We start from the raw sequence: 23,041 nt of genomic DNA, 5'->3' as shown, positions 1-23,041 counted from the left end.
CCTCTGGCGAGGGACCGGGCGTTTCGTTGTCGTTCAACACCAGGGGCGAAAGAGCGGCGAGTGACGCCGGTGACGCTTAGCGGCGGCTCTTGCGCGCCTCCTTGGTGCGCCCCAGTTCGCGCTTCTTGGCCTTTTCCTTGTCGGAGGCTTCGGCCAGACGGTCGTAGGGGTTCTTGCCGGAGCGGAACTCGAAGCGCATCGGCGTGCCACGGACCTTGAGCACCTTGCGGAAGGTGTTGGTCAGGTAGCGCTTGTAGGCTTCGGGCAGCTTGTCGGTCTGGTTGCCGTGGACCACGATGATCGGCGGATTGCTGCCGCCCTGGTGGGCCATGCGCAGCTTGATCCGGCGGCCGTGGACCATCGGCGGCTGGTGCTGCTCGACGGCGTCCTGCAGCAGCGTGGTCAGACGGTTGGTCGACCAGTGGCTGTTGGCGGAGGCGAAGGCGCGCTCCAGCGACGGGTACAGGTCGCCCACGGCGGTGCCGTGCAAGGCCGAGATGAAGTGCAGCTCGGCGTAGTCGGCGAAGCCCAGACGGCGCTTGATCTCGGCGCGCATCTTGTCCTTGGCCTCGCTTTCCAGGCCGTCCCACTTGTTGACCGCCAGTACCAGCGCGCGGCCCGAGGTCAGCACATAGTCGAGCAGGTGCAGATCCTGCTCCACCAGGCCGGTGCGGGCATCGAGCACCATGATCGCGACGTGGCACTCCTTGATCGCGTCCAGGGTCTTGATGATCGAGAACTTCTCGGCCACCTCGGTGACGTTCTTGCGCCGCCGGACGCCGGCGGTATCGACCAGTACGTAGGGCTTGCCGCGACGCTCGAAGGGGATCTCGATGGCGTCGCGGGTGGTGCCGGCCTCGTCGAATACCACCACCCGGTCCTCGCCCAGCAGGCGGTTGACCAGGGTCGACTTGCCCACGTTGGGACGACCGATGACACCGATCCGGATACCCTTGCTGCCGGTATCCGCGGGGATGTCCATGTCGCGCTCGGGGAACGGCGAGAGCACCTCGTCGATCAGCGCGGTGACATTACGGCCGTGGGCCGCTGCGATGGGCCGGGGATCGCCGAGACCGAGCTGCCAGAAGTCGGCCATGGCCGAGTGTTCCTCGAGGCCGTCGGTCTTGTTGACCACCAGCCAGGTCTTCTTCTGGTTGACCCGCAGGTGGTTGGCGATGGCCTCGTCGGCGACATTGAGGCCGGCACGCGCGTCCACCAGGAACAGCACGATGTCGGCTTCGTCGATGGCCTGCAGCGACTGTTCGGCCATGGCCGCGTCGATGCCTTCCTCGTCACCGCTGATGCCGCCGGTGTCGATGACGGTGTAGGCCTTGTTGCCGAGCATACCGTTGCCGTACTTGCGATCCCGGGTGAGGCCGGGGAAATCGGCCACCAGGGCGTCGCGAGAGCGGGTCAGGCGGTTGAACAGGGTCGACTTGCCCACATTGGGCCTGCCGACCAGTGCGATCACGGGGGTCATGGGCGGATGTCCAGAGCCTCCAGGCTTCCGTCATTGGCCAGGGCGTACACGCGCTTGCCGTCGGTGAGAGGGCGCACGCTGATGCCTGAGCCGTCAATATGGGTGCGGCCGACCAGGCGTCCGCTGCTGGCGTCGATAAAGTGCACATAGCCTTCGGCGTCGCCGAGCACGATGCGGCCGTCGGCGAAGGCCGGGGCGGTCACCGAGCGACCGTAGAGGTCCTCCAGGCGCCACAGCTCGTTGCCGCTGTTGGCGTCGAAGGCGATCAGGCGGCTGGCCTCGTCGACCACGTAAAGCGTCTCGCCCACCAGCACCGGGGTGTGGTAGCTGGACAACGGCGTCGACCACAGGGTCTCGCCGCTCTGGGCGTTGAGCGCCACCAGGCGACCATTGAAGCTGGTCACGAACAGGCGGCCGTCCGGAGTCAGCACCGGCTGGCCGGCCAGGTCGACCAGACGGTCGATGTCATTCATGCCGGTGGCCACGGCGATGGTGCGCTCGGAGATCTGCTGGCCCGAGCGGTTGTCGATGATCGACAGACGGCCGTTGGCAAAGCCGGCGAAGGTCACCTGATCGATGGCGGTGGGGGTGCCGGTGCTGCGCAGGGTCAGCGACGGCATATTGGCGCTGAACACCCACTGGCGGTCACCGGACAGGCGATCCAGGGCGGTCACGGTGCCGTCCACCGCCTGCACGATCAACAGCTGGGTGGTCGGCTGGGGCGCGGCCAGCACTTCGCTGGGCACACGGGTACGCCACTTGACCCGGCCATTGCGCTGGTCGAGGGCGACCACCTCGCCATTGCGGGTGGCGAGGAACAGATCGCCGTCCACTGCGGTGATACCGCTGGAGATCGGTGAATCCAGTTCGGCTTCCCATTGGGTGTCGCCGTTGGCGGTGTTGAACGCCTCGACCAGGCCTTCCTCGTCGGCGGCGAACAGGGTGGAACCGGCCAGGGCGGGTTCGATGGGGTAGGTGGCCTCACCCAGGCCTGCGCCCACGCCTTCGCTCCAGCGGGTTTCGACCCGGGTGGACTCGGCGAAGTCCTTGAGCTCCTTGGGCGGATACTGGGGCTCGGACTTGCTGGCGCAGCCGGTCAGCAGGGCGGTCAGGGTGACGGCGGTCGCCAGGGCGATCCGGGTTCGGTTAAACGGGGTCTTCATAGGGTGGCCTCCTGATCACCGAGGTCGTCGAGCTTGAGCGAGATACCGTAGAGCGGCTGACCGCTTTCTTCGGCCAGTGACTGGGCGCTCTGCCAGGCCTCGGCGGCCTGGTCGTGCTGGCCGGTGGCGTGGTAGATGTCGCCGCGCACGTTGTCGCGCTGGGCGGCCAGGGCCTCGGGGATGTCACCGTCGAGGGTGGCAAGGGCGGTCTCGTGGTTGCCCTCGGCGCTCTGCAGGCGCGCCAGGCGCAGGCGGGCGAGGCCGGTCAGGTAACCATCGTCGCTGCCCTCGATGAGGGTCTCCAGCGACTCGCGGGCGCCCTCGACATCGCCTGCGTCGACCTCCAGGCGGGCCTCGAGCAGTAGCGCAAGCTCGCTGTACAGGGTGCCGTCGTGGTCTTCCTGCAGGGTGTCGACCAGCCCCTGGGCCTGGGCCAGGGCCCCGTCGTCGAGGCTGTCGCGGCTGGCCAGGTCAAGAAGCTGCTGGTAGCTGCTGGAGGCGGCCACGGCCTGCCCCTGCTGGTAGTCCTGCCAGGCGTTCCAGCCGAACACGCCAGCGGCGGCCAGTACCGCACCGGCGAGCAGCGAGGTGCCGTTTTCCTTCCACCAGCGCTTGATCGCCTCAAGCTGTTCTTCTTCGGTTCTCAGCTCCGCCACGGGCGGTCTCCTTCTAATGGTCGTGCCGTCACTCGGACAGCAGGCTCGTCAGGGTGGTGGCCAAGGACGCTTGCTCGACCACGCGTTGTTCGCGGTCGTCACGCAGGAACTTGATCGCCACCTGGCTGTTTTCACGTTCGTTTTCGCCGATCAGCAGGGCGAGGCGGGCACCGCTGCGATCGGCCTTCTTGATGCGGCTCTTGAAGCTGCCGCCGCCACAGTGCAATTGCACGCCAAGGGCCGGCAGTTCATCGCGCAGGCGCTCGGCCAGGGCCATGGCGTCGCCGTCGGTGCTGGCGTCCATGCCCAGCACGTAGGCATCGAGCGGGGCACGGGCCTCCTGCGGCACGATGTCCAGGGTCTCGAGCAGCAGGATCAGACGCTCGATGCCCATGGCGAAGCCCACCGCCGGGGTCGGCTTGCCGCCGAGCTGCTCGACCAGGCCGTCGTAGCGTCCGCCGGCGCACACGGTGCCTTGGCTGCCGAGAGCGTCGGTGGTCCACTCGAACACGGTGCGGCAGTAGTAGTCGAGACCGCGCACCAGGCGCGGGTTGATCACGTAGTCGATGCCGGCGGCGTCGAGGCGCGCGGTCAGCGCCTCGAAGTGCTCGCGGGACTCCTGATCCAGGTGATCCATCAGCTGGGGCGCCTGGCTCAGCATCTCGGCCATGGCCGGATTCTTCGAGTCGAGGATACGCAGCGGGTTGCTGGTCAGGCGGCGCAGCGAGTCCTCGTCGAGGACCTCGCGGTGCTGCTCGAAGTAGGCCACCAGGGTGTCGCGGTAGGCCGCGCGCGCCTCGTTGGAGCCCAGCGAATTGAGCTCCAGGGTGACGTGATCAAACAGGCCGAGCTGCTTCCACAGACGCGCCGACAGCAGGATGACTTCGGCGTCGATGTCCGGGCCTTCCAGGCCGTAGGTCTCGACCCCGACCTGATGGAACTGACGGTAGCGGCCCTTCTGCGGGCGCTCGTGGCGGAACATCGGGCCGGTGTACCACAGCCGCTGGGTCTGGTTGTACAGAAGGCCATGTTCCATCGCCGCGCGAACCGCGCTGGCGGTGCCCTCGGGGCGCAGGGTCAGGCTGTCGCCGTTGCGGTCCTCGAAGGTGTACATCTCCTTCTCGACGATGTCGGTGACCTCGCCGATCGAGCGGGCGAACAGGGCCGTCTGCTCGACGATAGGGGTACGGATCTCGTTGTAGCCGTAGCGCTTCATCAGCGCCTGAACCTGGGACTCGAAGTACTGCCACACCGGCGAGGCGTCGGGCAACAGGTCATTCATGCCACGGATGGCCTGGATCTTCTTGCTCAAAACTTGCTCCTTGGTCTCGCCGTAGTCACGGCCCTCGCCCGGCCTCACCGGGCGAGAGCGTTACAGGCGAGCGATGACGTCGCGTTCTGTCGCTTCCTTCTCGGCGACCTTCTGGCGAATCAGCGCCTCGAGATCGTCGACCAGGTGGTCATTGCGCAGTTTGCTGGCGGGCTTGCCGTCGATGTAGACGAGGTTGGCCGGGGTGCCGCCGGTCAGACCCAGGTCGGCTTCCTTGGCCTCGCCGGGGCCGTTGACCACGCAGCCGATGACGGCCACGTCCAGCGGCGTCATCACATCCTCGAGGCGCTCTTCGAGGGCGTTCATGGTGCTGATGACGTCGAAGTTCTGACGCGAACAGCTCGGGCAGGCGATGAAGTTGATACCCTTGGCCCGCAGGCGCAGGCTCTTGAGCATGTCAAAGCCGACCTTGACCTCTTCGACCGGATCCGCTGCCAGCGATACCCGAATGGTGTCGCCGATACCGTCCATCAGCAGCATGCCAAGGCCGATGGAGGACTTGACGGTGCCCGAACGCAGACCGCCTGCCTCGGTGATACCCAGGTGCAGCGGCTGCTCGATGCGTGAGGCCAGGTCACGGTAGGCGGCCACCGCCATGAACACGTCGGAGGCCTTGACGCTGACCTTGAAGTCGGGAAAGTCGAGGCGATCCAGGTGATCGATATGGCGCATCGCCGATTCGACCAGGGCCGCCGGCGTCGGTTCCCCGTACTTCTTCTGCAGGTCCTTCTCCAGCGAGCCGGCGTTGACGCCGATACGGATCGGGATACCGTTGTCACGGGCGGCGGAGACCACCGCCTGGACGCGGTCTTCACGGCCGATATTGCCGGGGTTGATGCGCAGGCAGTCGACGCCGAGCTCAGCCACGCGCAGGGCGATGCGGTAGTCGAAGTGGATGTCGGCCACCAGCGGCACCTGGGTGCCCTGCTTGATGCGACCGAAGGCCTCGGCGGCGTCCATGGTCGGCACCGAGACGCGTACGATATCGGCGCCGGCCTGTTCGAGGGCACGAATCTGGCCAAGGGTGGCCTCGACGTCCAGGGTGTCGGTGTTGGTCATGCTCTGCACCGAGATGGGAGCGTCGCCCCCGACCGGTACCGAACCGACATGAATCTGGCGTGACTGGCGTCTTTTGATCGGTGAGTGCGAATGCATGGCGATCAATCACTCTCCCAGGGTAAAGCGGGCGACATTGTTTCTGCCGGCGCGCTGTTGCAGGTCGACGGTTTCTCCGCCCCACAACAACTCCACGCCGGTGGCGTTGCCGACAGTCATGCGGAAGGGCGGCTCGCCCTCCACGGTGGCTTCGGTGCCCGGTGACTGCAGGCCGACGAAGACACGGGTATTGGTGCTGTCGAAGATCTCGGTCCAGGACTGCTCGTTGAAGGTCAGCTTGAGGATACGACGGCTGTCGGCAGCCGGCGCGGCGTCGGCGGCGTCCTCATCCTCGGCGCCCTGGGCATCGGCGGCGGCTGTCTGCTCGTCGCTGGCGTCGTCGGCACCAGCGCTTGCAGCCTGGTCGGTGTTGTCGTTGACGCTGTCGTCAGCGGGCTCGCTGGCTTCGGCGGCAGCCGCTTCGGTGGCCGCCACGGTGCTCGGCGTCGAGGCGCCAGGCTCGGCGCTGGCGCTTTCTGCAGCGCTGTCGGCGGAGGCCTGCTCGCCATCGACCAGTCCCATCTCGCTGTCCTCGGCGGGCAGCGGTGGCAGGTTGTCGTCGCCCTCGGTGGCCTCGTCGCTGACCGCGGCGTTGCCGTCGATGGTGTCCACCGAGACCGGGCCGTTGTCGCTGACCTCGGGCGGCTCGCTGCCACCACGGCTCTGCCACCACATCAGGGTCAGCCCGATCAGGCCGGCGATGACCACCAGGGTCATCAGCCGAAACAGCCAGGCGCCCAGGCGCGAGGGGGGCTTGTTGATGTACACCGGGGTGACCTTGCGCTCGACTTCCTCGTTGCCCATGCGCGCTTCATACAGCGCCATCACCCGGCCGACATCGACGCCGAGCAACTGGGCGTAGCTGCGCAGGTAGCCGCGTCGGTAGGTCACCACCGGCACTTCATCGTAGTTGTCGATCTCCAGCCCCTCGATCACGGCGGGACGGAGGTTGAGGGCTGCCCCGACTTCCTCGCGGGTCAGCCCCTGGCTCTCTCGTTCATGGCACAGCAAGGCGCCGGGAGAGGCGTCCCCGGAGGGCGTTTTGGACAAGGAGACCTCGGAGTCGGTGTACTGACTGTCGCTCATGGCTGAGCTTCCTTCATCGTGTAAACAGTGATCAAAGCGCGCGTGAAGGCTGGTCGGGTTCGGCCGATGACCGGGCGCCGGTGTCGGCGTCTCCCAGGCTAGCGGCAAGCTGCCTGGCGGCGGTGGTCCATCCCGCCTGGCTCACGAAGCGATCCAGCTGTGATCGGGCGCGCATAAGGTTGCCCTGTGCGTATTCCAGTTCGGCGAGGGTCAAGTGGCTCGCGGGCAGGCTCGAGTCGATGCGTTGGGATCGCTCCAGCGCCGCCCTGGCCGTCTCGACCTCGCCGAGTTCCCACCGGCAGCGTCCCAGGTTGGCAAACAGCTGGGCCCGGTGGGCATAGTGTATATCGTGACTGGCCTGTTCAAGCTGCTCGCAGGCCTCACCGGTTTGCCCCCGATCATACAGGAAGGCGGCGTAATTGTTGCGTGCCCGGGTGAAGTTCGGGTCTTCATCGAGGGCGCGTCGAAAGAACTCGTCCGCCAGCGCCGCTTCCCCCTGGCGTTGGTGAATCAGTGCCAGGGCCTGCAGCGCGGCGGCGTCATCGGGATCGAGCGAGACGGCGCGATCGAGTGCCGCGGTGGCGCGGGGAAGGTTGCCCTGGCGCAGGTAGGCTTCGCCGAGGTTGCGATAGGCGACGGCGGGAGACTCGTCGGACTGGGGCACGGCGACGGCGCAGCCGGCAAGCGTCAGCGTCAGGGGGAGCGCGATGGCCAGTCCGATGACCAGGCCGCGCAGGCCGGCGCTTGAGCTGTCTGCCTGGCACGTCATGGCGTTGTCGTACTCCCGCTGCTTGGCCGTGGCGGGAAGGCGTCTGGCGACACCCGCCCGTGGGCAGGAAAAGGCCCGAATATCAAAGCGCCGTGCCGGAATGAAGTCAAGACGGCAGGGTCAGTCGGCGTCGATCTGGATCGACTGAATGTAGCGTTCGTGACGACGCGTACGATCCTTGACCCGTCCTACCAGCTGGCCGCAGGCGGCGTCGATGTCATCGCCCCGGGTCGACCGGATCGGCGCGGTATGACCCAGTTCGTAGAGCCAGCGCTGGAAGCGCATCACCTGATTGCGGGAGGGCTTCTCGTAGCCGGAATGGGGGAAGGGGTTGAAGGGGATCAGGTTGATCTTGCAGGGCAGTTCCTTCAACAGCTCCGCCAGTTCACGGGCATGCTCCTGCTGGTCGTTGACGTCCTTGATCACCGTGTATTCGATGGTGACCTGGCGGGTGTCGTCGCACTTGGCCAGATAACGGTGGCAGGCGTCCAGCAGTGAGCGGATGTTGTACTTGCGGTTGAGCGGTACCAGTTCGCTGCGCAGCGCATCATTGGCGGCGTGCAGCGAGATCGCCAGGCTGACGTCGAGTTCGTCGCCCAGGCGGTCGAGCATCGGTACCACCCCGGAGGTGGACAGGGTGACACGGCGTTTCGACAGGCCGTAACCCTGATCGTCGAGCATCAGCTTCATCGCCGGCACGACGTTGTCGTAGTTCATCAAGGGTTCGCCCATGCCCATCATCACCACGTTGGTGACCGGACGATTGGCGCTGTCCTTGCGTGAGCCGCCACTGTTGGAGGCGACCCATACCTGGCCGATGATCTCGGCGCTGGTGAGGTTACGCTGAAAGCCTTGCTTGCCGGTGGAGCAGAAACTGCAGTCCAGCGAGCAGCCGACCTGGGATGACACACACAGGGTGCGGCGCTTGCCGTTGTCGGCGGGGATAAGCACGGTTTCGACGTAGCTGCCGTCCTCGACCTCCACTACCCACTTGCGCGTCCCGTCCTTGGAGGCGCCTTCATAGACGACCTTGGGACCGCGTACCTCGGCGGTTTCCTCGAGGCGTGCGCGCAGCGCCTTGGACAGGTTGGTCATGGCGGCGAAATCGTCGACGCCTTCGTGGTGAATCCATTTCATCACCTGGGCGGCACGGAACTTCTTCTCACCGATGGAGAGGAAGAAGGCTTCCATCTCTTCTCGGGTCATGCCGAGCAGGTTGACGCGTTGGGGAGCAGCGGTGGTGGTCATGGCAGGTTCAGCGGGTCGGTGGGCAGAAAGGAGCGAACGGATGCCAGGGGCATCCGTTCACCGATGGGGCCGCAATCACGAGGGTCGGACCCCGACGCCCTTAGCGCGGGCAGATCTCGTCTGCGCCGAAGAAGTAGCTCACTTCGCGCTCGGCGGACTCGGGGGAGTCGGAGCCGTGGACGGCATTGGCGTCGATGGAGGAGGCGAAGTCGGCGCGGATGGTGCCGGCGTCGGCTTCCTTCGGGTTGGTGGCGCCCATCAGCTCGCGGTTCTTGGCGATGGCGTTGTCACCTTCCAGCACCTGCACCACGACCGGACCAGAGGTCATGAAGGACACCAGGTCGCCGAAGAAGGGGCGTTCCTTGTGCTCGGCGTAGAAGCCTTCGGCCTGCTCCTGGGACAGGTGAACCATCTTGGCGGCGACGACCTTCAGTTCGGCCTTCTCGAAGCGCGTGATGATCTCGCCGATGACATTCTTGGCGACGGCGTCGGGCTTGATGATGGACAGAGTGCGCTCTGTAGCCATGAAACTCTCCAGTAGTTGGGCCCAGGAAGTGGGCATGGATGCCAGGTAGATGGCGTCGCGCCGCCCCGGAGACCGGGGCGGCGCGACGCGGGAAAACGAAGCGATGCGGCGTGTTGCGCCGAAGAGCGCAGATTATAGCGTCCTCGTGGCGCCTTGAACACAATTGTTCGTCGCGGCGCCAGCGAGTTCTGCCGCGATCACGGCGAATTCAGACGGTAAAGCTCTCGCCGCAGCCGCACTCGTCCTTGACGTTGGGATTGTTGAAACGGAAGAACCGGTTCAGCCCCTCGTTGACGTAGTCGACCTCGCTGCCGTCGAGCATCTCGAGCGCTTCCGGGGCGACATAGACCCGAGCGTCGTGCTCCTCGAACAGGGCATCGTCGGCCTGGACGTCGTCGGCGAAGTCGAGGACGTAGCTGTAGCCGGAGCAGCCGCTGGGCTTGACCGAGACCCGCAGTCCAAGCCCCTGGCCTCGCTCGTCGAGCACGCGGCGGATCTGGTCGGCCGCGGCGGGGGTGATCTTCAGGTGTGCCATATCATTCTCCTGGGTCGGGTGCTGCCGCCTGGGCGGCAGTCACCGAAACTGTCTCTATCGTGCGCTGCCCGTCGAAGGGTGATGTTCTCAAGGCATGGCGCGGGGCTCAGGCCTCACGGCATGGCGCGCTGGCGCAGGCCAATCAGCGCGGTGCGCAGGGCCTGGCCTGCGCGGTCGATGTCGTCTTCGCTGGTGAAGCGTCCGATGCTCAGGCGCAGCGAGGCCAGCGCCAGGCGGCGCGGCACCCCGATGCCCTGGAGCACGTAGGACGGTTCGACGCTGGCCGAGTTGCACGCCGACCCGGTTGACAGGGCGATGTCGCGCAGCGCCATCAGCAGCGACTCGCCGTCGACGCCCTCGAAGCCGAGGTTGATGATGTTGGGCACCGAGGCCTCGAGGCGGGTGTTGCAGTGCACGCCGTCGAGATCGGCGATGGCCTCGAGCAGGCGATCCCGCAGGCTCAGGATACGTGCCTGATCGGCCTCGCCTTCGTTCGCCGCCAGCGCGAAGGCCTCGCCCATGCCGGCGATCTGGTGGGTCGCCAGGGTGCCGGAACGCATGCTGCGTTCGTGGCCGCCGCCGTGGATCAGCGCCTCGAGGCGAAGATCGGGGCTACGCCGCACATAGAGCGCGCCGATGCCCTTGGGGCCATAGGCCTTGTGGCCGGACAGCGACATCATGTCGACCTTGCTTCGCCCCACGTCGAGGTCGATGCGGCCCACCGCCTGGGCCGCGTCGACATGGATCATGGCGCCGTGGTCATGGGCCACCTCGGCCAGGGCGGCGATGTCATTAATGGTGCCGAGTTCGTTGTTCACCGCCATCAGCGATACCAGCACGGTGTCGGGGCGCATGGCCTCGGCCAGCTGGCCAGGGCTGACGCTTCCGTCGGCCTGGGGCGTCAGCCAGGTGACGTCAAAGCCCTCTCGCTCTGCCGCCTTGGCGGTATCGATGACCGCCTTGTGCTCGATGATGGAGGTGACCAGGTGGCGGCCCTTGTCGCGATTGGCCCTGAGGAAGCCGGTAATGGCCAGATTGTCCGCCTCGGTGGCGCCGCTGGTCCAGACGATCTCTCGCGGGTCGGCCTTGATCAGGTCGGCGACCTGGCGCCGGCCGTTTTCCACCGCCTGCTCGGCCAGCCAGCCGGGCATATGGCTGCGCGACGCCGGGTTGGCGAAGGTGCCCTCGAGGGTCAGGTGCCGACTCATGACCTCGGCGACACGGGGGTCGACCGGGGTGGTGGCGGCGTAGTCGAGATAGACGGGTGAAGTCATGGCGATGTCATCGTTGGCGGGCAGAGGGGCGAAAGTCTAGCTCAGGGCGCCGAGGTCACAATGTCGTCGTTGTGCTGGCGACGGCGCTGACGCCCGGCGATCTCGGCGATCTCCTGGCGCTCGGCCAGCTCGCCCAGGGTGACCCCGTCGAGGAAGTCCTGGATGCGCTCGGACAGCTCGAACCACAGGTGATGGGTCAGGCAGGTGTCGCCCTTCTGGCAGTCGGACAGACCGCCACAGCGGGTGGTGTCCACCGACTCCTTGACCGCATCGATGACCCGGGCCACCGAGATGGACGCTGCCGGCTCCGCCAGCAGGTAGCCACCGCCTGGCCCGCGCACGCTGTCGACCAGGCCGGCGCGCCGCAGGCGGGCGAACAGCTGCTCGAGGTAGGACAGCGAGATCTGCTGACGCCGAGCGATGTCGGCCAGGCAGATCGGGCCCTGGTCGGCGTTGACCGCCATGTCGAGCATGGCGGTGACAGCGTAGCGTCCCTTGGTGGTCAGGCGCATGGGGCGAACCCTCGACGCCGACATGGGTCGGCGGTCCGGAAAGTGTGGGCGTGGTCGGTAGCCGACGACGCTTGGATCAAAGCGGTATTATGGGAAAGACCGAGTGTCGTGGTCAACTATTGGCGCCGTGCCGTCGTCGCCTCGTCTTCCCGCTCGGCCCCGTGCTCGGCATCATTGGCCGTCTCGCTGCCGCCGGCACTGTCCTTGTCGGTGGTGCCTTGGTTGGAGGTGTCTGGGTCGGAGGTACCTGGCCCGACGTCTTCTTTGCCGCTGGCGCTTTCGTTGCCTGTGGCAGCGTCGGTACCCAGGATCTCGGCGTTGGCGTCACGCCCGATCACCGGCGCACAGGCGCGGTCGACGTCTTCCAGTATCTCGGCGAAGTCCTCGTCGCGAATCTCCGGCATCTGGCCGTCGCGGTAGCTGTGGTCCAGTTGCCTCAGGGTCTTGCACATGCCGCTGATGCGTTCATCCACCGCGTGCATATGGTCGAGCATGGCCTGCATCGACTTGGCCACCGGGTCGGGCATGTCCTGGCTCATGCCGTAGGCGTCGAAGCCGAATTTCTGGCACATCGCCTCGCGACGGGCCGGGTCGACCTCGAGGCCCGGGTCGCTGTCCGGGTCGCGGCGCTGGACGATCTTGCCGGGGATGCCGACCACGGTGGCGCCGGCCGGGACTTCCTTGGTGACCACCGCGTTGGAGCCGACCTTGGCGCCAGCGCCGACGGTGAAGGGGCCGAGAATCTTGGCGCCGGCACCGACGATCACGCCGTCCTCCAGGGTCGGGTGACGCTTGCCCTTGTTCCAGCTGGTGCCGCCCAGGGTCACGCCCTGGTAGAGGGTGACATCGTCGCCGACGATGGTGGTCTCGCCGATCACCACGCCCATGCCGTGGTCGATGAAGAAGCGCCGGCCGATGGTGGCACCGGGGTGGATCTCGATGCCGGTGAACCAGCGGCCCAGCGTCGACAGGGTACGCGCGATCCATTTGAGATTGCGCTTCCACAGCTGGTGGGAGATCCGGTGCAGCAGCAATGCGTGAAGGCCAGGATAGTTGGTCAGGACTTCAAGAAAGTTGCGCGCCGCCGGATCCCTGGCAAATACGCTGTTGATGTCTTCGCGTAGGCGTTGAAACATGCGGCGGTCCCTGAGTCGGTCAAGAGAATCATAGTGGGGGCTGGTGGTGGGCCATTCAAGCCTGCCACCTGTCGAGTCAGTGATCTGGTGCAGCTCAGCGGCTCGAAGGTGGACGCCGTGTCGCTCCAGAGCCGCCGGCCTGGCGCTGATCCTGCTGTTGGTTCTGCTGTTGGTTCTGTTGTTGGTTCTGTTGTCGGTTCGGGCTAGTCCTGGGCCGGCTTCTGGCCCTGGTGCGTGTCATGTTCTTGCTGTAATTCCGGCTCGCTTTCGCGGGCGCCCAGCGCCTGGCCGCCTGCGGCCTTCTCGGTGGCGCTGAGGATGCCACGCAGGATGTTGAGCTCCATGCGTTCGGGTCGCGAGCGCAGGGTCACTCGGCGCAGCCTTGCCATCAATTGGCGAGGCTTCGCCGGGTCGTGGAAGCCAATGGTGATCAGCGCGCGTTCCAGATGAGCGAAATAGTGCTCCAGCTCCTCGTGGCTGGCCAGTGGCTGCGCTTCTTCCTCATCGTCCTGTGCCGGGTCTGGCTTATTCTGGGTCTGGGCCAGCCAGGCAAGGCGGCATTCGTAGGCCAGCACCTGCACCGCCGCGGCCAGGTTCAGCGAGCTGAAGTCGGGATTGGTGGGGATGTGGACGTGGGCGTGGCAGCGTTGCAGTTCGGCGTTGGACAGGCCGCTGTCCTCGCGGCCGAAGACCAGCGCGATGCGGGCCTCGGGCGTGGCCAGCTCGGCGGGCAGACGCTCGCCCAGCTCACGCGGGGTGATCATCGGCCAGGGCAAGGTGCGCGAGCGCGCGCTGGCTCCCACCACCAGGGTGCAGTCGGTGACCGCCTGCTCGAGGCTGTCGACCACCCGAGCGTCGTGGACCAGGGCATCTGCCCCGGAGGCGCGGGACACACTGTCGGCGGTGATGACCTCGCAGCGTGGTGCCACCAGGGCCAGATCGGCGAGTCCCATATTGTGCATGGCGCGGGCGGTGGCGCCGATATTGCCGGGGTGGCTGGTGCCGATGAGAACGATGCGAATGCGCTCGAGCATGGAAGATCCTGTAACGACGCGGCGGGTTGATGCGGTGGTTGGTGCAGTGGTCCATTCAATGACCGATGCAAGGGCGCTGATGGCGGACCGGTCGGCAGCGCCAGGGGCGCCAGTCTAGCATGGGTAGATGCGCGCTGGGGCGAAGTGCGTGGCATTCATGCCCGTGGTCTGCTAGGATTTGCGCCGAGTCAGTTACCCACGTCGACTCCGTTCTTTAACACCACCGACTCCCAAGGCCCGATCATGCATCCGATGGTCCAGTACGCCCTGCGCGCTGCCCGCAGCGCCGGCGAACAGTTTCTGCGCATTCGCGAACGAATCGAGAATGCCCACGACGAGCACAACCTCGACCGTCTGCTCGAGGACACCGCTCGCAACGCCGAATCCCTGATTACCCGCCAGCTGACCCGCGGTTATCCCCAGCACGGGGTCGTCGGTCGCTACACGCCCCACCGTGCCGGTGAAGGCGAAGGCGCGGATATCCTGTGGCGCATCGAACCCTTCCACGGTTACTCGAACCTGAGTGTGGCGTCCCCCGAGTTCGCCCTGTCCGTGGTATGTCTGATCAAGGGCCGTCCGGAGCACGCGGTGGTGATCTGCCCCTTCAGCGATGACGAATACCTTGCCAGCCGTGGCCGTGGCGCCCAGCTCAATGGCAAGCGTCTGCGTGTGTCCAAGATCAAGAGCGCCGCTGGCGCCCGCCTGTCGCTGGGGCTTCCCGATACCTACCTGCGCTCGCGTTTTCTGCCGACCTACCTGACCCTGGTGCAGCAGCTCGGCCCCCAGGCCGAACAGCTTCAAGCCAGCGCCTGTGGCCTGCTCGACATGGCCCGTCTGGCCGCCGGTCGTGCCGACGCCGCCTTCGTGCTGGGAGTCGAGGAGCAGGACCTGGACATCGGTTCGCTGCTGCTCAAGGAGTCCGGTGCCCTGATTGGCACCCCGGATGGCCAGCCCTCGGTGCGTATCGAAGGCGCCCTGATGGCCGCCAACCCGCGCCTGTTCAAGGCGTTGATCAAGCAGCTTGCGCCCCACGTGCATACCGCGCCCAGTCAGCCCGAAGAGGACTGATTCGGCACCGCTCGCGCGAGCGAGCGGTGATCGTGACGCCGTCACAGCAACGCCCCCGCGGCCTGGCCGCGGGGGCGTCATTCGTTGTGGGTGCAGTGAGTTCGGTGCGACCCTGGTCAGGGCGCCAGCGCGGCCACCACCTCTTCGACCTGGAGGCGGGTGCTGTCCAGGCCCTGGCCGGCCAGATACCAGAGTCGCGGCGAGCCGACGGCGATTGCCAGATCGTCACCGACGGCCTGCGTCAGCGCCTCGACATCGAGAGGCGTCTGGCCGATGGCGGCGCTGCGGTCCACCACCCACACCAGGTCGGGCTGGGTGGCGGCGATCTGCGCCGGCGTCAGCGGCGTGAAGGTACGCTCACCACGCGTCACGCTCTCGACGTTCTCGGGAAGTTCGGGCGAGGCCAGTCCCATCAGGTCATGCACGACGGCGTTGTGCTGGACGATAAGCTTTCCGTCGTTGTGGACGACCACCAGTACCTTCGGCGTCCCGTTGATCTCGGCCAACTGCTGATCGAGCGCCTGGCGCAGGTCCGCAAGCGCCTGCTCACCCGCTTGCTTTGCATCGAACAGCGCAGCCAGATCGTCGACCCGATGTTCGAGCTGGTCCCAGGCGTCCTCGCCCTCGGTCGCCACGGCGTAGACCGGGGCAAGAGCTTCCAGGTTTGCGCGTTCGGCTTCCAGGCGCCCGCTGATCAGGATGGCATCGGGTGACAGCGACTCAAGGGCTTCCATGTCGGCGACCTTGAGGGTGCCCACGTCGGTGAAGGCGTCGTCGGCATAGTCGGACAGATAGTCGGGAAGCGTTGCCTGGGCGACACCTGCGATACGCTCGCGCTGCGCCAGGTTGTCGAGGATGTCCAGGGCCGCGTAGTCGAGGGCGACGACCCTTTCCGGCACCGGTTGCGCCCAGGCCTGGGCAGTGACGCTGAGCAGGGCGGCGATGGCGAGAGGCTTGTACATGCTTTCTCCATTGATAATCATTTTCAATGGAGATGTTATCGCAAATGCTCGGGCAAAGGGGGAGCGTCGCCGTGCTACGTTGCGTTGCGTACTGGCGAACGCTCCCTGGCGCCGGGGTTCAGGAACCCTGGCTGGCCGGGTCGCCGGAGTCTGTCTTGGCTGACCTGCCTTGTCGACGCTGGGTCCAGCGCTGCTTGGCGTACTTGCGCATATTGGTGACGTTGTCGGTCTCGTCGACGATATCCTGGCCGAGCACCGTCTCGATCACGTCCTCCATGGTGATCAGGCCCACCCAGGTGCCGTGATCGTCATAGACCACCGCCAGATGCTGACGATCCCTGAGCATCATGGTGAAGACGTGCTCGACGCTGTCGTCGGCCTGTACCGAGGGGGCGTCCTGCATGATCTCCTTCATGTCCACGGATTCATCCGCCTGGTAGGCGTCGGCCTTGTGCACATAGCCGATGGCCTGCTCGCCGCCGTCCATCACCGGAAAGCGGGTGAACGGCGAGCGCACCAGTTCCTGTTCGAACTGGGCCACGGTCATCGATGGGCGCACCGTGACGCACACGGTTCTTGGCGTCATCACCTTGCTGATCTTGATCTCGTGCAGGTTGAGGATGTTGGTGATGGTTCTGGCTTCGTCCTGGTCCAGTGCCTTCTCGTCCAGGCCGATGCGTGCCAGCGCCTTGATCTCGCCACGCATATCGGTGTCGGCGGCATTGCCGCCGATGCGCTGGGTGATCTGCTCGGACATCCAGATGAACGGCTTGAGAATCAGGATCAGGGTATTGAGGATAGGCGGTAGCCAAGGCGACAGCTGGCGCCAGAAGGTGGCGCCGATGGTCTTGGGAATGATCTCCGAGAGGATCAGGATGGCCAGCGTCATCACCGCCGAGGCGACGCCCAGCCAGGCCTCGCCGAAGACCACCGCGACCTGGGCGCCGACGCCGGTGGCGCCAACGGTGTGGGCGATGGTGTTGAGCGTCAGGATAGCCGCCAGCGGGCGATCGATATCCCGCTTGAGGGCGTTCAGCTTCTTGTGCAGCGGCTCGTTGGTCTCCTGGACCTGGGCGATATAGCTCGGTGTCAGCGACAGGATGGCCGCTTCCAGTACCGAACACAGGAAGGAGGCGCCGATGGACAGTACGGCAAAGGCGATCAGCAGGAACATGCGGCCTCGTCACGTTTTAATGGGGTGGATGACAAGCATGAAAGGGGGCGCTGGCCAGGGCAAGTGACGGCGGGCATTTTCTGGAAGGAAACGACCTATCTCGCGTTGCTGCATGGTTTTCGAAGTGAACTGAGAGGCCGCCGACAGCGGTGCCGGCTCGCCGTGATCGTGCACCGACCTCGGAAAGCAAGAGGCCCCGCCGTGGATGATCCACGACGGGGCCTCGAGGGGCAGTTGCGGTGATATCAGGGCAGCTGCTCTTCCTCGGCGTCTTCCTTCTTCTCCGGGATCAGGTCGCGGCGCTGAAGCTTGAGCTTGATCAGCAGGGCCGCCGCCACGTAGATCGACGAGAAGGTACCCACGCCGATACCGATCAGCAGGGCCACCGAGAAGTTGTGGATCATGTCGCCACCGAGCCAGGCCAGCGCCAGCAGTACCAGCAGGGTGGTGCCGGAGGTCGCCAGGGTGCGGGACAGGGTCTGGTTGATCGCCTCGTTGAAGATCGCCGGCATGTCGTCGATACGCGACTTGCGGATATTCTCGCGGATACGGTCATAGACCACGATGGTGTCGTTGAGCGAGTAGCCGATCACCGCCAGCACGGCGGCCAGCACCGTTAGGTCGAACTCCATCTGGAACAGCGAGAAGGCGCCGACCACGATGATCACGTCATGGACCAGTGCCAGCAGTGCGCCGATGGCGAACTTGTACTGGAAGCGGAAGGCCACGTAGAGCATGACCACGCCGAGGGCGACGAGCATGCCGAGACCGCTCTGGTCACGCAGTTGACCGCCGACCTGGGCACCGACGAATTCGGCACGCACCAGGTCCACCTGGGCGCCGCCCTGGGCCAGCAGGCCCACGACCTGGTCGCCGACGTTGGCCTCGAAGGTCTGCTGCAGACGAATCAGCACCTCATTGGCGGCGCCGAAGGTCTGTACCGAGATGTCATTGAAGCCGGCTCCCTCGAGGGCGCCGCGCACGCTGTCCAGCGCCGGGGCGGTGGCGTAGCGGACTTCGACCAGGGTGCCGCCGGTGAAGTCGAGGCCCAGGGCCAGGCCCTGCACCACCAGCGACACCAGTGAGACCAGGATCAGGATCGCCGATATGGCAAAGGCGATCTTGCGCTGGCCCATGAAGTCGAGATTCAGGTTGGTGAGGCGTTTCATACCCTCTCCCCGTTGTGTGCAAGTGGACATGGGCTTAGATCCATAGCTTCTTCACCGGCTTGCCGCCGTAGATCAGATTGACCATGGCACGGGTCACCAGCAGGGCGGTGAACATCGAGGTCAGGATGCCCAGCGACAGGGTGACGGCGAAGCCCTTGACCGGGCCGGTACCGATGGAGAACAGGATCAATGCCACCAGCAGGGTGGTGATGTTGGCGTCGACGATGGAGCTGAAGGCGCGCTCGTAGCCGGCGTGGATCGCCTGCTGCACCGACAGTCCTGTGCGCAGCTCCTCACGAATACGCTCGAAGATCAGCACGTTGGCGTCGACCGCCATGCCCAGCGTCAACACGATACCGGCGATACCGGGCAGCGTCAGGGTGGCGCCGAGCATCGACATGGCGGCGACCAGCAGGGTCAGGTTCAACGCCAGGGCGATGTTGGCGATGACGCCGAACACCTTGTAGCGGATCAACATGAACAGCACGACCAGCAGCAGGCCGATCTGTACCGAGAGCATGCCGCGCTCGATATTGTCGGCGCCGAGGCTCGGGCCGATGGTGCGTTCCTGGGCGAAGTAGATCGGTGCCGCCAGTGAACCGGAGCGCAGCAGCAGTGCCAGCTCGCCGGCTTCGGTGGGCGATTCCAGCCCGGTGATGCGGAAGCTGTTGCCAAGCGCGCTCTGGATGGTGGCCAGGCTGATGATGCCGCGTTCGGTGTAGGGATCACGCACGGTCACCTGCTCACCGTCCTCCATCACCGTTCGATCACGGGTCTTGTGCTCGATGAACACCACCGCCATGTTGCGACCGATGTTGGTGCGAGTGGCGCGGTTCATCAGGGTGCCGCCGGTGCCGTCCAGGTTGATGTTGACCTGGGGGCGACCGTTCTCGTCGAAGCCGCGGCTGGCGCTGGACACACTGTCGCCGGTGATGATGACGTCGCGCATCAGGTCGGCGGTGCGTCCGGGCTCATTGCGGAAGGACAGCGCCTCGGTCTCGTTGGACGGGGTGTCGGTGCGCGCCTCCAGGCGGAACTCCAGGTTGGCGGTGGCGCCGACGATACGCTTGGCGGCGGCGGTGTCCTGCACGCCGGGCAGCTCGACCACGATGCGATCCGGGCCCTGACGCTGTACCAGCGGTTCGGCCACGCCGAGCTCGTTGACGCGGTTGCGCAGGGTGGTCAGGTTCTGGTTGATCGCGTAGTCCTGGATCTCGTCCACGGACGCGTCGGTCAGGGTCATCGCCAGGCTGGCGCCGCGTTCACGCTCGACGTCCTGATACTGGAAGTCGGGGAATTCGCGGCGAATCAGCGTCTCGGCAGCGTCGCGGTCCTCGGCGTTCATGAAGTCCAGCGAGATGGTGCGGCCGTCGATCTCGGTGTTGCGGTAGCGGATGCGCTCTTCACGCAGGGTCTCGCGCATGGCGCTGGCGTTGACCTCGAGACGCTGATTGACCGCCGCTTCCATGTCCACTTCCAAAAGGAAGTGCACACCGCCACGCAGGTCCAGACCAAGGGTCATGGGCGAGGCCGCCAGCGAAGACAGCCACTCGGGGGTGGACTCTGCCAGGTTCAGCGCGACCACATAGTCATCGCCGAGCTGCTGGGCGATCAGGTCACGGGCGGGAATCTGGTCCTCGGCGTCGTTCAGCCGGATCAGCAGGCTGTTGGGCTCCTGTTCCACCGTCTTGACGTCGATGTCCGCCTCGGCCAGGGCCTGTTCGAGGCTCTGCTGCTGGGACTGGCTGAAACTCAGCTCGCCACGATCACTGCTGATCTGGACCGCTGGGTCTTCGGGAAACAGATTGGGAAGGGAGTAGACCAGGCCGACAAGAAGTACCACCAGGATCAGCAGGTACTTCCATAAAGGGTAACGATTGAGCATCGGGGCTCTGCCCTCAGGTTGCTGACAAATAAGGGAAAGCCGGGGGCGCTCGAGAGGTGCTCCGGGGACTTTCCAAAGCGAAGGGTGCGGCTGCCTCGCCAACGCGCGACAGCCGACCGATCGGCTCCCCCCGCGTCAGCATGGGGCCCCCTTCGGCGCACAGGGCCGAAGGGGAATGACACCAATCAGATGGACTTGATAGTGCCCTTGGGCAGCACGGCGGCCACGGCGTTCTTCTGCACGCTGACTTCGGTGCCTTCGCTGATTTCCATGGCGAGGAACTCGCTGTCGTCGCTGACCCGGGTGATGCGGCCCATCAGACCACCGCCGATGACGATCTCGTCACCCTTGGACAGGCCAGCGATCAGCTGCTTGTGCTGCTTGGCGCGCTTGGCCTGGGGACGCCACAGCAGGAAGTAGAAGATCAGCACGAAGCCGACCAGCATCACGATCTGGGCGATACCACCACCGGCGGCAGCGCCAGCATCCTGGGCCAGGGCCGGGGAGATGAAGAAGTCCAACATGTACGACGGTCTCCTGAAGTCGTGGGGAAAAGGGAGTCAGACGGCCGGCGGCTGCCGACCGGGTCATCAATTCGGGGCGGGGGGAACCGGCAGGCCACGCCTGGCATAGAACCCTTCCACGAAGTCAGCCAATGTACCCGCTTCGATAGCACCGCGCAAACCGGCCATGACACGCTGATAGTGACGCAGATTATGGATCGTGTTGAGCATCGATCCGAGCATCTCGCCGCAGCGGTCCAGGTGGTGCAGATAGCCCCGCGAGAAGTTCTGACAGGTGTAGCAGTCGCAGTCATCTTCCAGCGGGCGGGTGTCGTGACGATGCTTGGCGTTGCGGATCTTGACCGTGCCCTCGGCGGTGAACAGGTGGCCGTTGCGGGCGTTGCGGGTGGGCATCACACAGTCGAACATGTCGACTCCGCGGCGTACCCCCTCGACCAGATCCTCGGGCTTGCCGACGCCCATCAGATAGCGCGGCTTGTCCGCCGGCATCCACTCGGGCAGATAGTCGAGCACCTTGATCATCTCTTCCTTGGGCTCGCCCACCGACAGCCCGCCGATGGCGTAGCCGTCGAAGCCGATGTCGCCGAGGCCCTTGAGCGAAGCCTCACGCAGATCCGGGTACATGCCGCCCTGGATAATGCCGAACAGCGCCGACGGTGAGTCGCCGTGGGCATCGCGAGAGCGCTGGGCCCAGCGCAGCGACATCTCCATCGAACGGCGCGCCTCGTCGTGGGTCGCCGGGTAAGGGGTGCACTCGTCGAAGATCATGACGATGTCGGAACCCAGCGAGCGCTGCACCGCCATCGACTCTTCCGGTCCCATGAACACCTTGGAGCCGTCCACCGGCGAGCGGAAGTGCACGCCCTGCTCGGTGATCTTGCGCGTCTCGCCCAGCGAGAACACCTGGAAGCCGCCGGAGTCGGTGAGGATCGGCTTGTGCCACTGGGCGAAGTCGTGCAGGTCGCCGTGGGCCTCGATGACCTCGGTACCGGGACGCAGCCACAGGTGGAAGGTGTTGCCGAGGATGATCTCGGCGCCGATCTCTTCCACCGAGGCCGGGGTCATGCCCTTGACCGTGCCGTAGGTGCCCACCGGCATGAAGGTCGGGGTCTCGATGGTGCCGCGGGGAAAGGTGATGCGACCTCGGCGAGCCCGGCCGTCCTCGGCCAGCTTGTCGAAGCGCATGAAGCATTGCTCGCGCATGGGTCTCTCCGTGCCCCTTGGGGGCGTTGATTCGAGCCTGACGACGGTGGACCGCTCGGCCGAGCAGCCACCGCCTGGCAAATAGGGTCAGCGTGCCGGCGTCAGCAGCATGGCGTCGCCGTAGCTGAAGAAGGCGTAGCGTTCCTTTACCGCCTCGCGGTAAGCCTTCATCACGGTGTCGTAGCCGGAGAAGGAAGACACCAGCATCAGCAGGGTCGATTCCGGCAGATGGAAGTTGGTGATCAGGGCGTCCACGCAGCGCCACTCGTAGCCCGGGTAGATGAAGATGTCGGTGTCGCCGGAGAAGGGCGCGATCTCGCCCGACTGGCTGGCGGTCTCCAGGCAGCGCACGCTGGTGGTGCCGACGGCGATGACCTTGTTGCCGCGAGCCTTGGCCGCGCGCACCTGGGCACAGGCCTGGTCACCCACCTCGATCCATTCGCTGTGCATGTGGTGCTCGTGGATATTGTCGACGCGCACCGGCTGGAAGGTGCCGGCGCCCACGTGCAGGGTCACGTAGGCGGACTCGACGCCCCGCTCGGCCAGCCGCTCGAGCAGCGGCTCGTCGAAGTGCAGCCCGGCGGTCGGCGCGGCCACCGCCCCGTCGCGGCGGGCGTAGACGGTCTGGTAGCGCTCGCGGTCGGACAGCTCGTCGTCGCGGGTGATATACGGCGGCAGCGGCATATGGCCGTGGCGTTCCAGCAGCGCGATCATCGGGGTATCGCCGAGAAAGCGCAGCTCGAACAGGGCGTCGCGGCGACCTTCGACCACTGCCTGGATGCCGCCCTCGAAGTGAAGCTCGGTGCCGGGCTTGGGCGACTTGCTCGAGCGCAGATGGACCAACCCCCGATGGGCGTCCAGCGGCCGTTCGAGCAGCATTTCCACCTTGCCGCCGCTGGCCTTGTGGCCGTGCAGGCGGGCGGGGATCACGCGGGTGTCGTTGAACACCAGCAGGTCGCCGGGCTCGAGCAATTGCTCGAGGTCCGGAAAGCGGCGGTGGTCGAGGTGTCCGCTGGCGCCATCGACGCACAGCAGGCGGCAGTCGCTGCGAACGTCGGACGGGTAACGGGCGATCAGCTCTTCAGGGAGCTCGAAATGAAAGTCGGCGCGCTGCATGGGAATTCGCAAGTCGTCAGGCGGGATGAAGGATGC

22 protein-coding genes are annotated in these 23,041 nt (G+C 65.8%); 1 reads left to right on the top strand and 21 read right to left on the bottom strand.

The annotated features are described in order from the left end of the window. Positions 1-76: 76 nt before the first annotated feature. The 14 genes from der to trmJ form a co-directional block, all read right to left on the bottom strand. Complete coding sequence (gene der, locus KUW00_RS03725; RefSeq protein WP_045992742.1) at positions 77-1,480, bottom strand: ribosome biogenesis GTPase Der; 1,404 nt, start codon at positions 1,478-1,480, stop codon at positions 77-79. Then, positions 1,477-2,643, bottom strand: coding sequence for an outer membrane protein assembly factor BamB (bamB, locus tag KUW00_RS03720; RefSeq protein ID WP_045992743.1), 1,167 nt, complete (start codon positions 2,641-2,643; stop codon positions 1,477-1,479). The genes der and bamB overlap by 4 nt, the downstream gene beginning before the upstream one ends. Further along, the gene (locus KUW00_RS03715) at positions 2,640-3,299 is read right to left on the bottom strand and encodes a YfgM family protein (protein ID WP_045992744.1); all 660 of its coding nucleotides are present in this window, start codon (positions 3,297-3,299) and stop codon (positions 2,640-2,642) included. Before KUW00_RS03715 ends, bamB begins: the two co-directional genes overlap by 4 nt. 28 nt (positions 3,300-3,327) lie before the next feature. Further along, a complete protein-coding gene (gene hisS / locus KUW00_RS03710) occupies positions 3,328-4,611 on the bottom strand; it encodes a histidine--tRNA ligase (protein ID WP_261391958.1) in 1,284 nt (427 codons plus the stop codon). 60 nt (positions 4,612-4,671) lie between these two features. After that, positions 4,672-5,784 carry a flavodoxin-dependent (E)-4-hydroxy-3-methylbut-2-enyl-diphosphate synthase gene (ispG, locus tag KUW00_RS03705; protein WP_045992780.1) on the bottom strand — a complete coding sequence of 371 codons (1,113 nt, stop codon included), beginning with the start codon at positions 5,782-5,784 and terminating at the stop codon, positions 4,672-4,674. A 9-nt stretch (positions 5,785-5,793) separates the two neighbouring features. Continuing rightward, positions 5,794-6,870: a helix-turn-helix domain-containing protein gene (locus KUW00_RS03700; protein WP_222568248.1), complete on the bottom strand. Its 1,077-nt coding sequence runs from the start codon at positions 6,868-6,870 to the stop codon at positions 5,794-5,796. A 31-nt stretch (positions 6,871-6,901) separates the two neighbouring features. After that, positions 6,902-7,639: a type IV pilus biogenesis/stability protein PilW gene (gene pilW, locus KUW00_RS03695; RefSeq protein WP_222568247.1), complete on the bottom strand. Its 738-nt coding sequence runs from the start codon at positions 7,637-7,639 to the stop codon at positions 6,902-6,904. A gap of 120 nt (positions 7,640-7,759) precedes the next feature. Continuing rightward, a complete protein-coding gene (gene rlmN / locus KUW00_RS03690) occupies positions 7,760-8,887 on the bottom strand; it encodes a 23S rRNA (adenine(2503)-C(2))-methyltransferase RlmN (protein ID WP_108131248.1) in 1,128 nt (375 codons plus the stop codon). Positions 8,888-8,987: 100 nt separating this feature from the next. Then, entirely contained in the window at positions 8,988-9,413 is a 426-nt protein-coding gene (ndk, locus tag KUW00_RS03685; RefSeq protein ID WP_045992747.1) for a nucleoside-diphosphate kinase, read from the bottom strand. 208 nt (positions 9,414-9,621) lie between these two features. Further along, on the bottom strand, positions 9,622-9,948 hold the full coding sequence (locus tag KUW00_RS03680; protein ID WP_045992748.1) for a HesB/IscA family protein: 327 nt from the start codon (positions 9,946-9,948) through the stop codon (positions 9,622-9,624). 113 nt (positions 9,949-10,061) lie between these two features. Continuing rightward, positions 10,062-11,222, bottom strand: coding sequence for an aminotransferase class V-fold PLP-dependent enzyme (locus tag KUW00_RS03675; protein WP_222568246.1), 1,161 nt, complete (start codon positions 11,220-11,222; stop codon positions 10,062-10,064). Positions 11,223-11,263: 41 nt separating this feature from the next. Further along, a complete protein-coding gene (locus KUW00_RS03670; protein ID WP_045992750.1) occupies positions 11,264-11,734 on the bottom strand; it encodes an Rrf2 family transcriptional regulator in 471 nt (156 codons plus the stop codon). 116 nt (positions 11,735-11,850) lie between these two features. Further along, a complete protein-coding gene (cysE, locus tag KUW00_RS03665; RefSeq protein ID WP_222568245.1) occupies positions 11,851-12,870 on the bottom strand; it encodes a serine O-acetyltransferase in 1,020 nt (339 codons plus the stop codon). A gap of 203 nt (positions 12,871-13,073) precedes the next feature. Then, positions 13,074-13,904: a tRNA (cytosine(32)/uridine(32)-2'-O)-methyltransferase TrmJ gene (gene trmJ / locus KUW00_RS03660; protein WP_222568244.1), complete on the bottom strand. Its 831-nt coding sequence runs from the start codon at positions 13,902-13,904 to the stop codon at positions 13,074-13,076. A gap of 243 nt (positions 13,905-14,147) precedes the next feature. On the opposite strand from trmJ, the gene KUW00_RS03655 reads away from it, so the two are divergent. Continuing rightward, positions 14,148-14,972, top strand: a complete 825-nt coding sequence (locus tag KUW00_RS03655; RefSeq protein ID WP_045992751.1) for an inositol monophosphatase family protein — start codon at positions 14,148-14,150, stop codon at positions 14,970-14,972. A 116-nt stretch (positions 14,973-15,088) separates the two neighbouring features. Here the strand turns inward: KUW00_RS03655 and KUW00_RS03650 are convergent, their stop codons facing one another. The 7 genes from KUW00_RS03650 to queA all read right to left on the bottom strand — a co-directional run bounded on the left by KUW00_RS03650 (position 15,089) and on the right by queA (position 23,005). Then, positions 15,089-15,934, bottom strand: coding sequence for an ABC transporter substrate-binding protein (locus KUW00_RS03650; RefSeq protein WP_185696470.1), 846 nt, complete (start codon positions 15,932-15,934; stop codon positions 15,089-15,091). 118 nt (positions 15,935-16,052) lie between these two features. Further along, positions 16,053-17,108 (bottom strand): CNNM domain-containing protein, encoded by a 1,056-nt coding sequence (locus tag KUW00_RS03645; RefSeq protein WP_213228205.1) that lies wholly within the window; start codon positions 17,106-17,108, stop codon positions 16,053-16,055. Between the two features lie 245 nt (positions 17,109-17,353). Continuing rightward, a complete protein-coding gene (gene secF / locus KUW00_RS03640; protein ID WP_045992759.1) occupies positions 17,354-18,277 on the bottom strand; it encodes a protein translocase subunit SecF in 924 nt (307 codons plus the stop codon). A gap of 34 nt (positions 18,278-18,311) precedes the next feature. Next, the gene (secD, locus tag KUW00_RS03635; protein ID WP_108131253.1) at positions 18,312-20,162 is read right to left on the bottom strand and encodes a protein translocase subunit SecD; all 1,851 of its coding nucleotides are present in this window, start codon (positions 20,160-20,162) and stop codon (positions 18,312-18,314) included. A 185-nt stretch (positions 20,163-20,347) separates the two neighbouring features. Continuing rightward, positions 20,348-20,686, bottom strand: coding sequence for a preprotein translocase subunit YajC (gene yajC, locus KUW00_RS03630; RefSeq protein WP_045992761.1), 339 nt, complete (start codon positions 20,684-20,686; stop codon positions 20,348-20,350). Between the two features lie 66 nt (positions 20,687-20,752). Next, entirely contained in the window at positions 20,753-21,889 is a 1,137-nt protein-coding gene (gene tgt / locus KUW00_RS03625; protein WP_045992762.1) for a tRNA guanosine(34) transglycosylase Tgt, read from the bottom strand. Between the two features lie 87 nt (positions 21,890-21,976). Next, positions 21,977-23,005, bottom strand: coding sequence for a tRNA preQ1(34) S-adenosylmethionine ribosyltransferase-isomerase QueA (queA, locus tag KUW00_RS03620; protein WP_108131254.1), 1,029 nt, complete (start codon positions 23,003-23,005; stop codon positions 21,977-21,979). Positions 23,006-23,041: the final 36 nt, after the last annotated feature.

The organism is Halomonas sp. DP5N14-9 (genome assembly GCF_019802175.1).
GTDB classification, from domain to species: Bacteria; Pseudomonadota; Gammaproteobacteria; order Pseudomonadales; family Halomonadaceae; genus Halomonas; species Halomonas litopenaei.
This window is presented reverse-complemented; position numbering and strand designations above follow the sequence as displayed.

What these genes read in the sequence shown, in the direction of transcription:
- yajC (WP_045992761.1), bottom strand. Translation starts at nt 20,686, where the DNA reads ATGTTGGACTTCTTCATCTCCCCGGCCCTGGCCCAGGATGCTGGCGCT.
- tgt (WP_045992762.1), bottom strand. Translation starts at nt 21,889, where the DNA reads ATGCGCGAGCAATGCTTCATGCGCTTCGACAAGCTGGCCGAGGACGGC.
- KUW00_RS03670 (WP_045992750.1), bottom strand. Translation starts at nt 11,734, where the DNA reads ATGCGCCTGACCACCAAGGGACGCTACGCTGTCACCGCCATGCTCGAC.
- cysE (WP_222568245.1), bottom strand. Translation starts at nt 12,870, where the DNA reads ATGTTTCAACGCCTACGCGAAGACATCAACAGCGTATTTGCCAGGGAT.
- ndk (WP_045992747.1), bottom strand. Translation starts at nt 9,413, where the DNA reads ATGGCTACAGAGCGCACTCTGTCCATCATCAAGCCCGACGCCGTCGCC.
- secF (WP_045992759.1), bottom strand. Translation starts at nt 18,277, where the DNA reads ATGAAACGCCTCACCAACCTGAATCTCGACTTCATGGGCCAGCGCAAG.
- secD (WP_108131253.1), bottom strand. Translation starts at nt 20,162, where the DNA reads ATGCTCAATCGTTACCCTTTATGGAAGTACCTGCTGATCCTGGTGGTA.
- pilW (WP_222568247.1), bottom strand. Translation starts at nt 7,639, where the DNA reads ATGACGTGCCAGGCAGACAGCTCAAGCGCCGGCCTGCGCGGCCTGGTC.
- KUW00_RS03650 (WP_185696470.1), bottom strand. Translation starts at nt 15,934, where the DNA reads ATGTACAAGCCTCTCGCCATCGCCGCCCTGCTCAGCGTCACTGCCCAG.
- KUW00_RS03700 (WP_222568248.1), bottom strand. Translation starts at nt 6,870, where the DNA reads ATGAGCGACAGTCAGTACACCGACTCCGAGGTCTCCTTGTCCAAAACG.
- KUW00_RS03645 (WP_213228205.1), bottom strand. Translation starts at nt 17,108, where the DNA reads ATGTTCCTGCTGATCGCCTTTGCCGTACTGTCCATCGGCGCCTCCTTC.
- queA (WP_108131254.1), bottom strand. Translation starts at nt 23,005, where the DNA reads ATGCAGCGCGCCGACTTTCATTTCGAGCTCCCTGAAGAGCTGATCGCC.
- ispG (WP_045992780.1), bottom strand. Translation starts at nt 5,784, where the DNA reads ATGCATTCGCACTCACCGATCAAAAGACGCCAGTCACGCCAGATTCAT.
- KUW00_RS03680 (WP_045992748.1), bottom strand. Translation starts at nt 9,948, where the DNA reads ATGGCACACCTGAAGATCACCCCCGCCGCGGCCGACCAGATCCGCCGC.
- KUW00_RS03675 (WP_222568246.1), bottom strand. Translation starts at nt 11,222, where the DNA reads ATGACTTCACCCGTCTATCTCGACTACGCCGCCACCACCCCGGTCGAC.
- rlmN (WP_108131248.1), bottom strand. Translation starts at nt 8,887, where the DNA reads ATGACCACCACCGCTGCTCCCCAACGCGTCAACCTGCTCGGCATGACC.
- bamB (WP_045992743.1), bottom strand. Translation starts at nt 2,643, where the DNA reads ATGAAGACCCCGTTTAACCGAACCCGGATCGCCCTGGCGACCGCCGTC.
- der (WP_045992742.1), bottom strand. Translation starts at nt 1,480, where the DNA reads ATGACCCCCGTGATCGCACTGGTCGGCAGGCCCAATGTGGGCAAGTCG.
- KUW00_RS03655 (WP_045992751.1), top strand. Translation starts at nt 14,148, where the DNA reads ATGCATCCGATGGTCCAGTACGCCCTGCGCGCTGCCCGCAGCGCCGGC.
- trmJ (WP_222568244.1), bottom strand. Translation starts at nt 13,904, where the DNA reads ATGCTCGAGCGCATTCGCATCGTTCTCATCGGCACCAGCCACCCCGGC.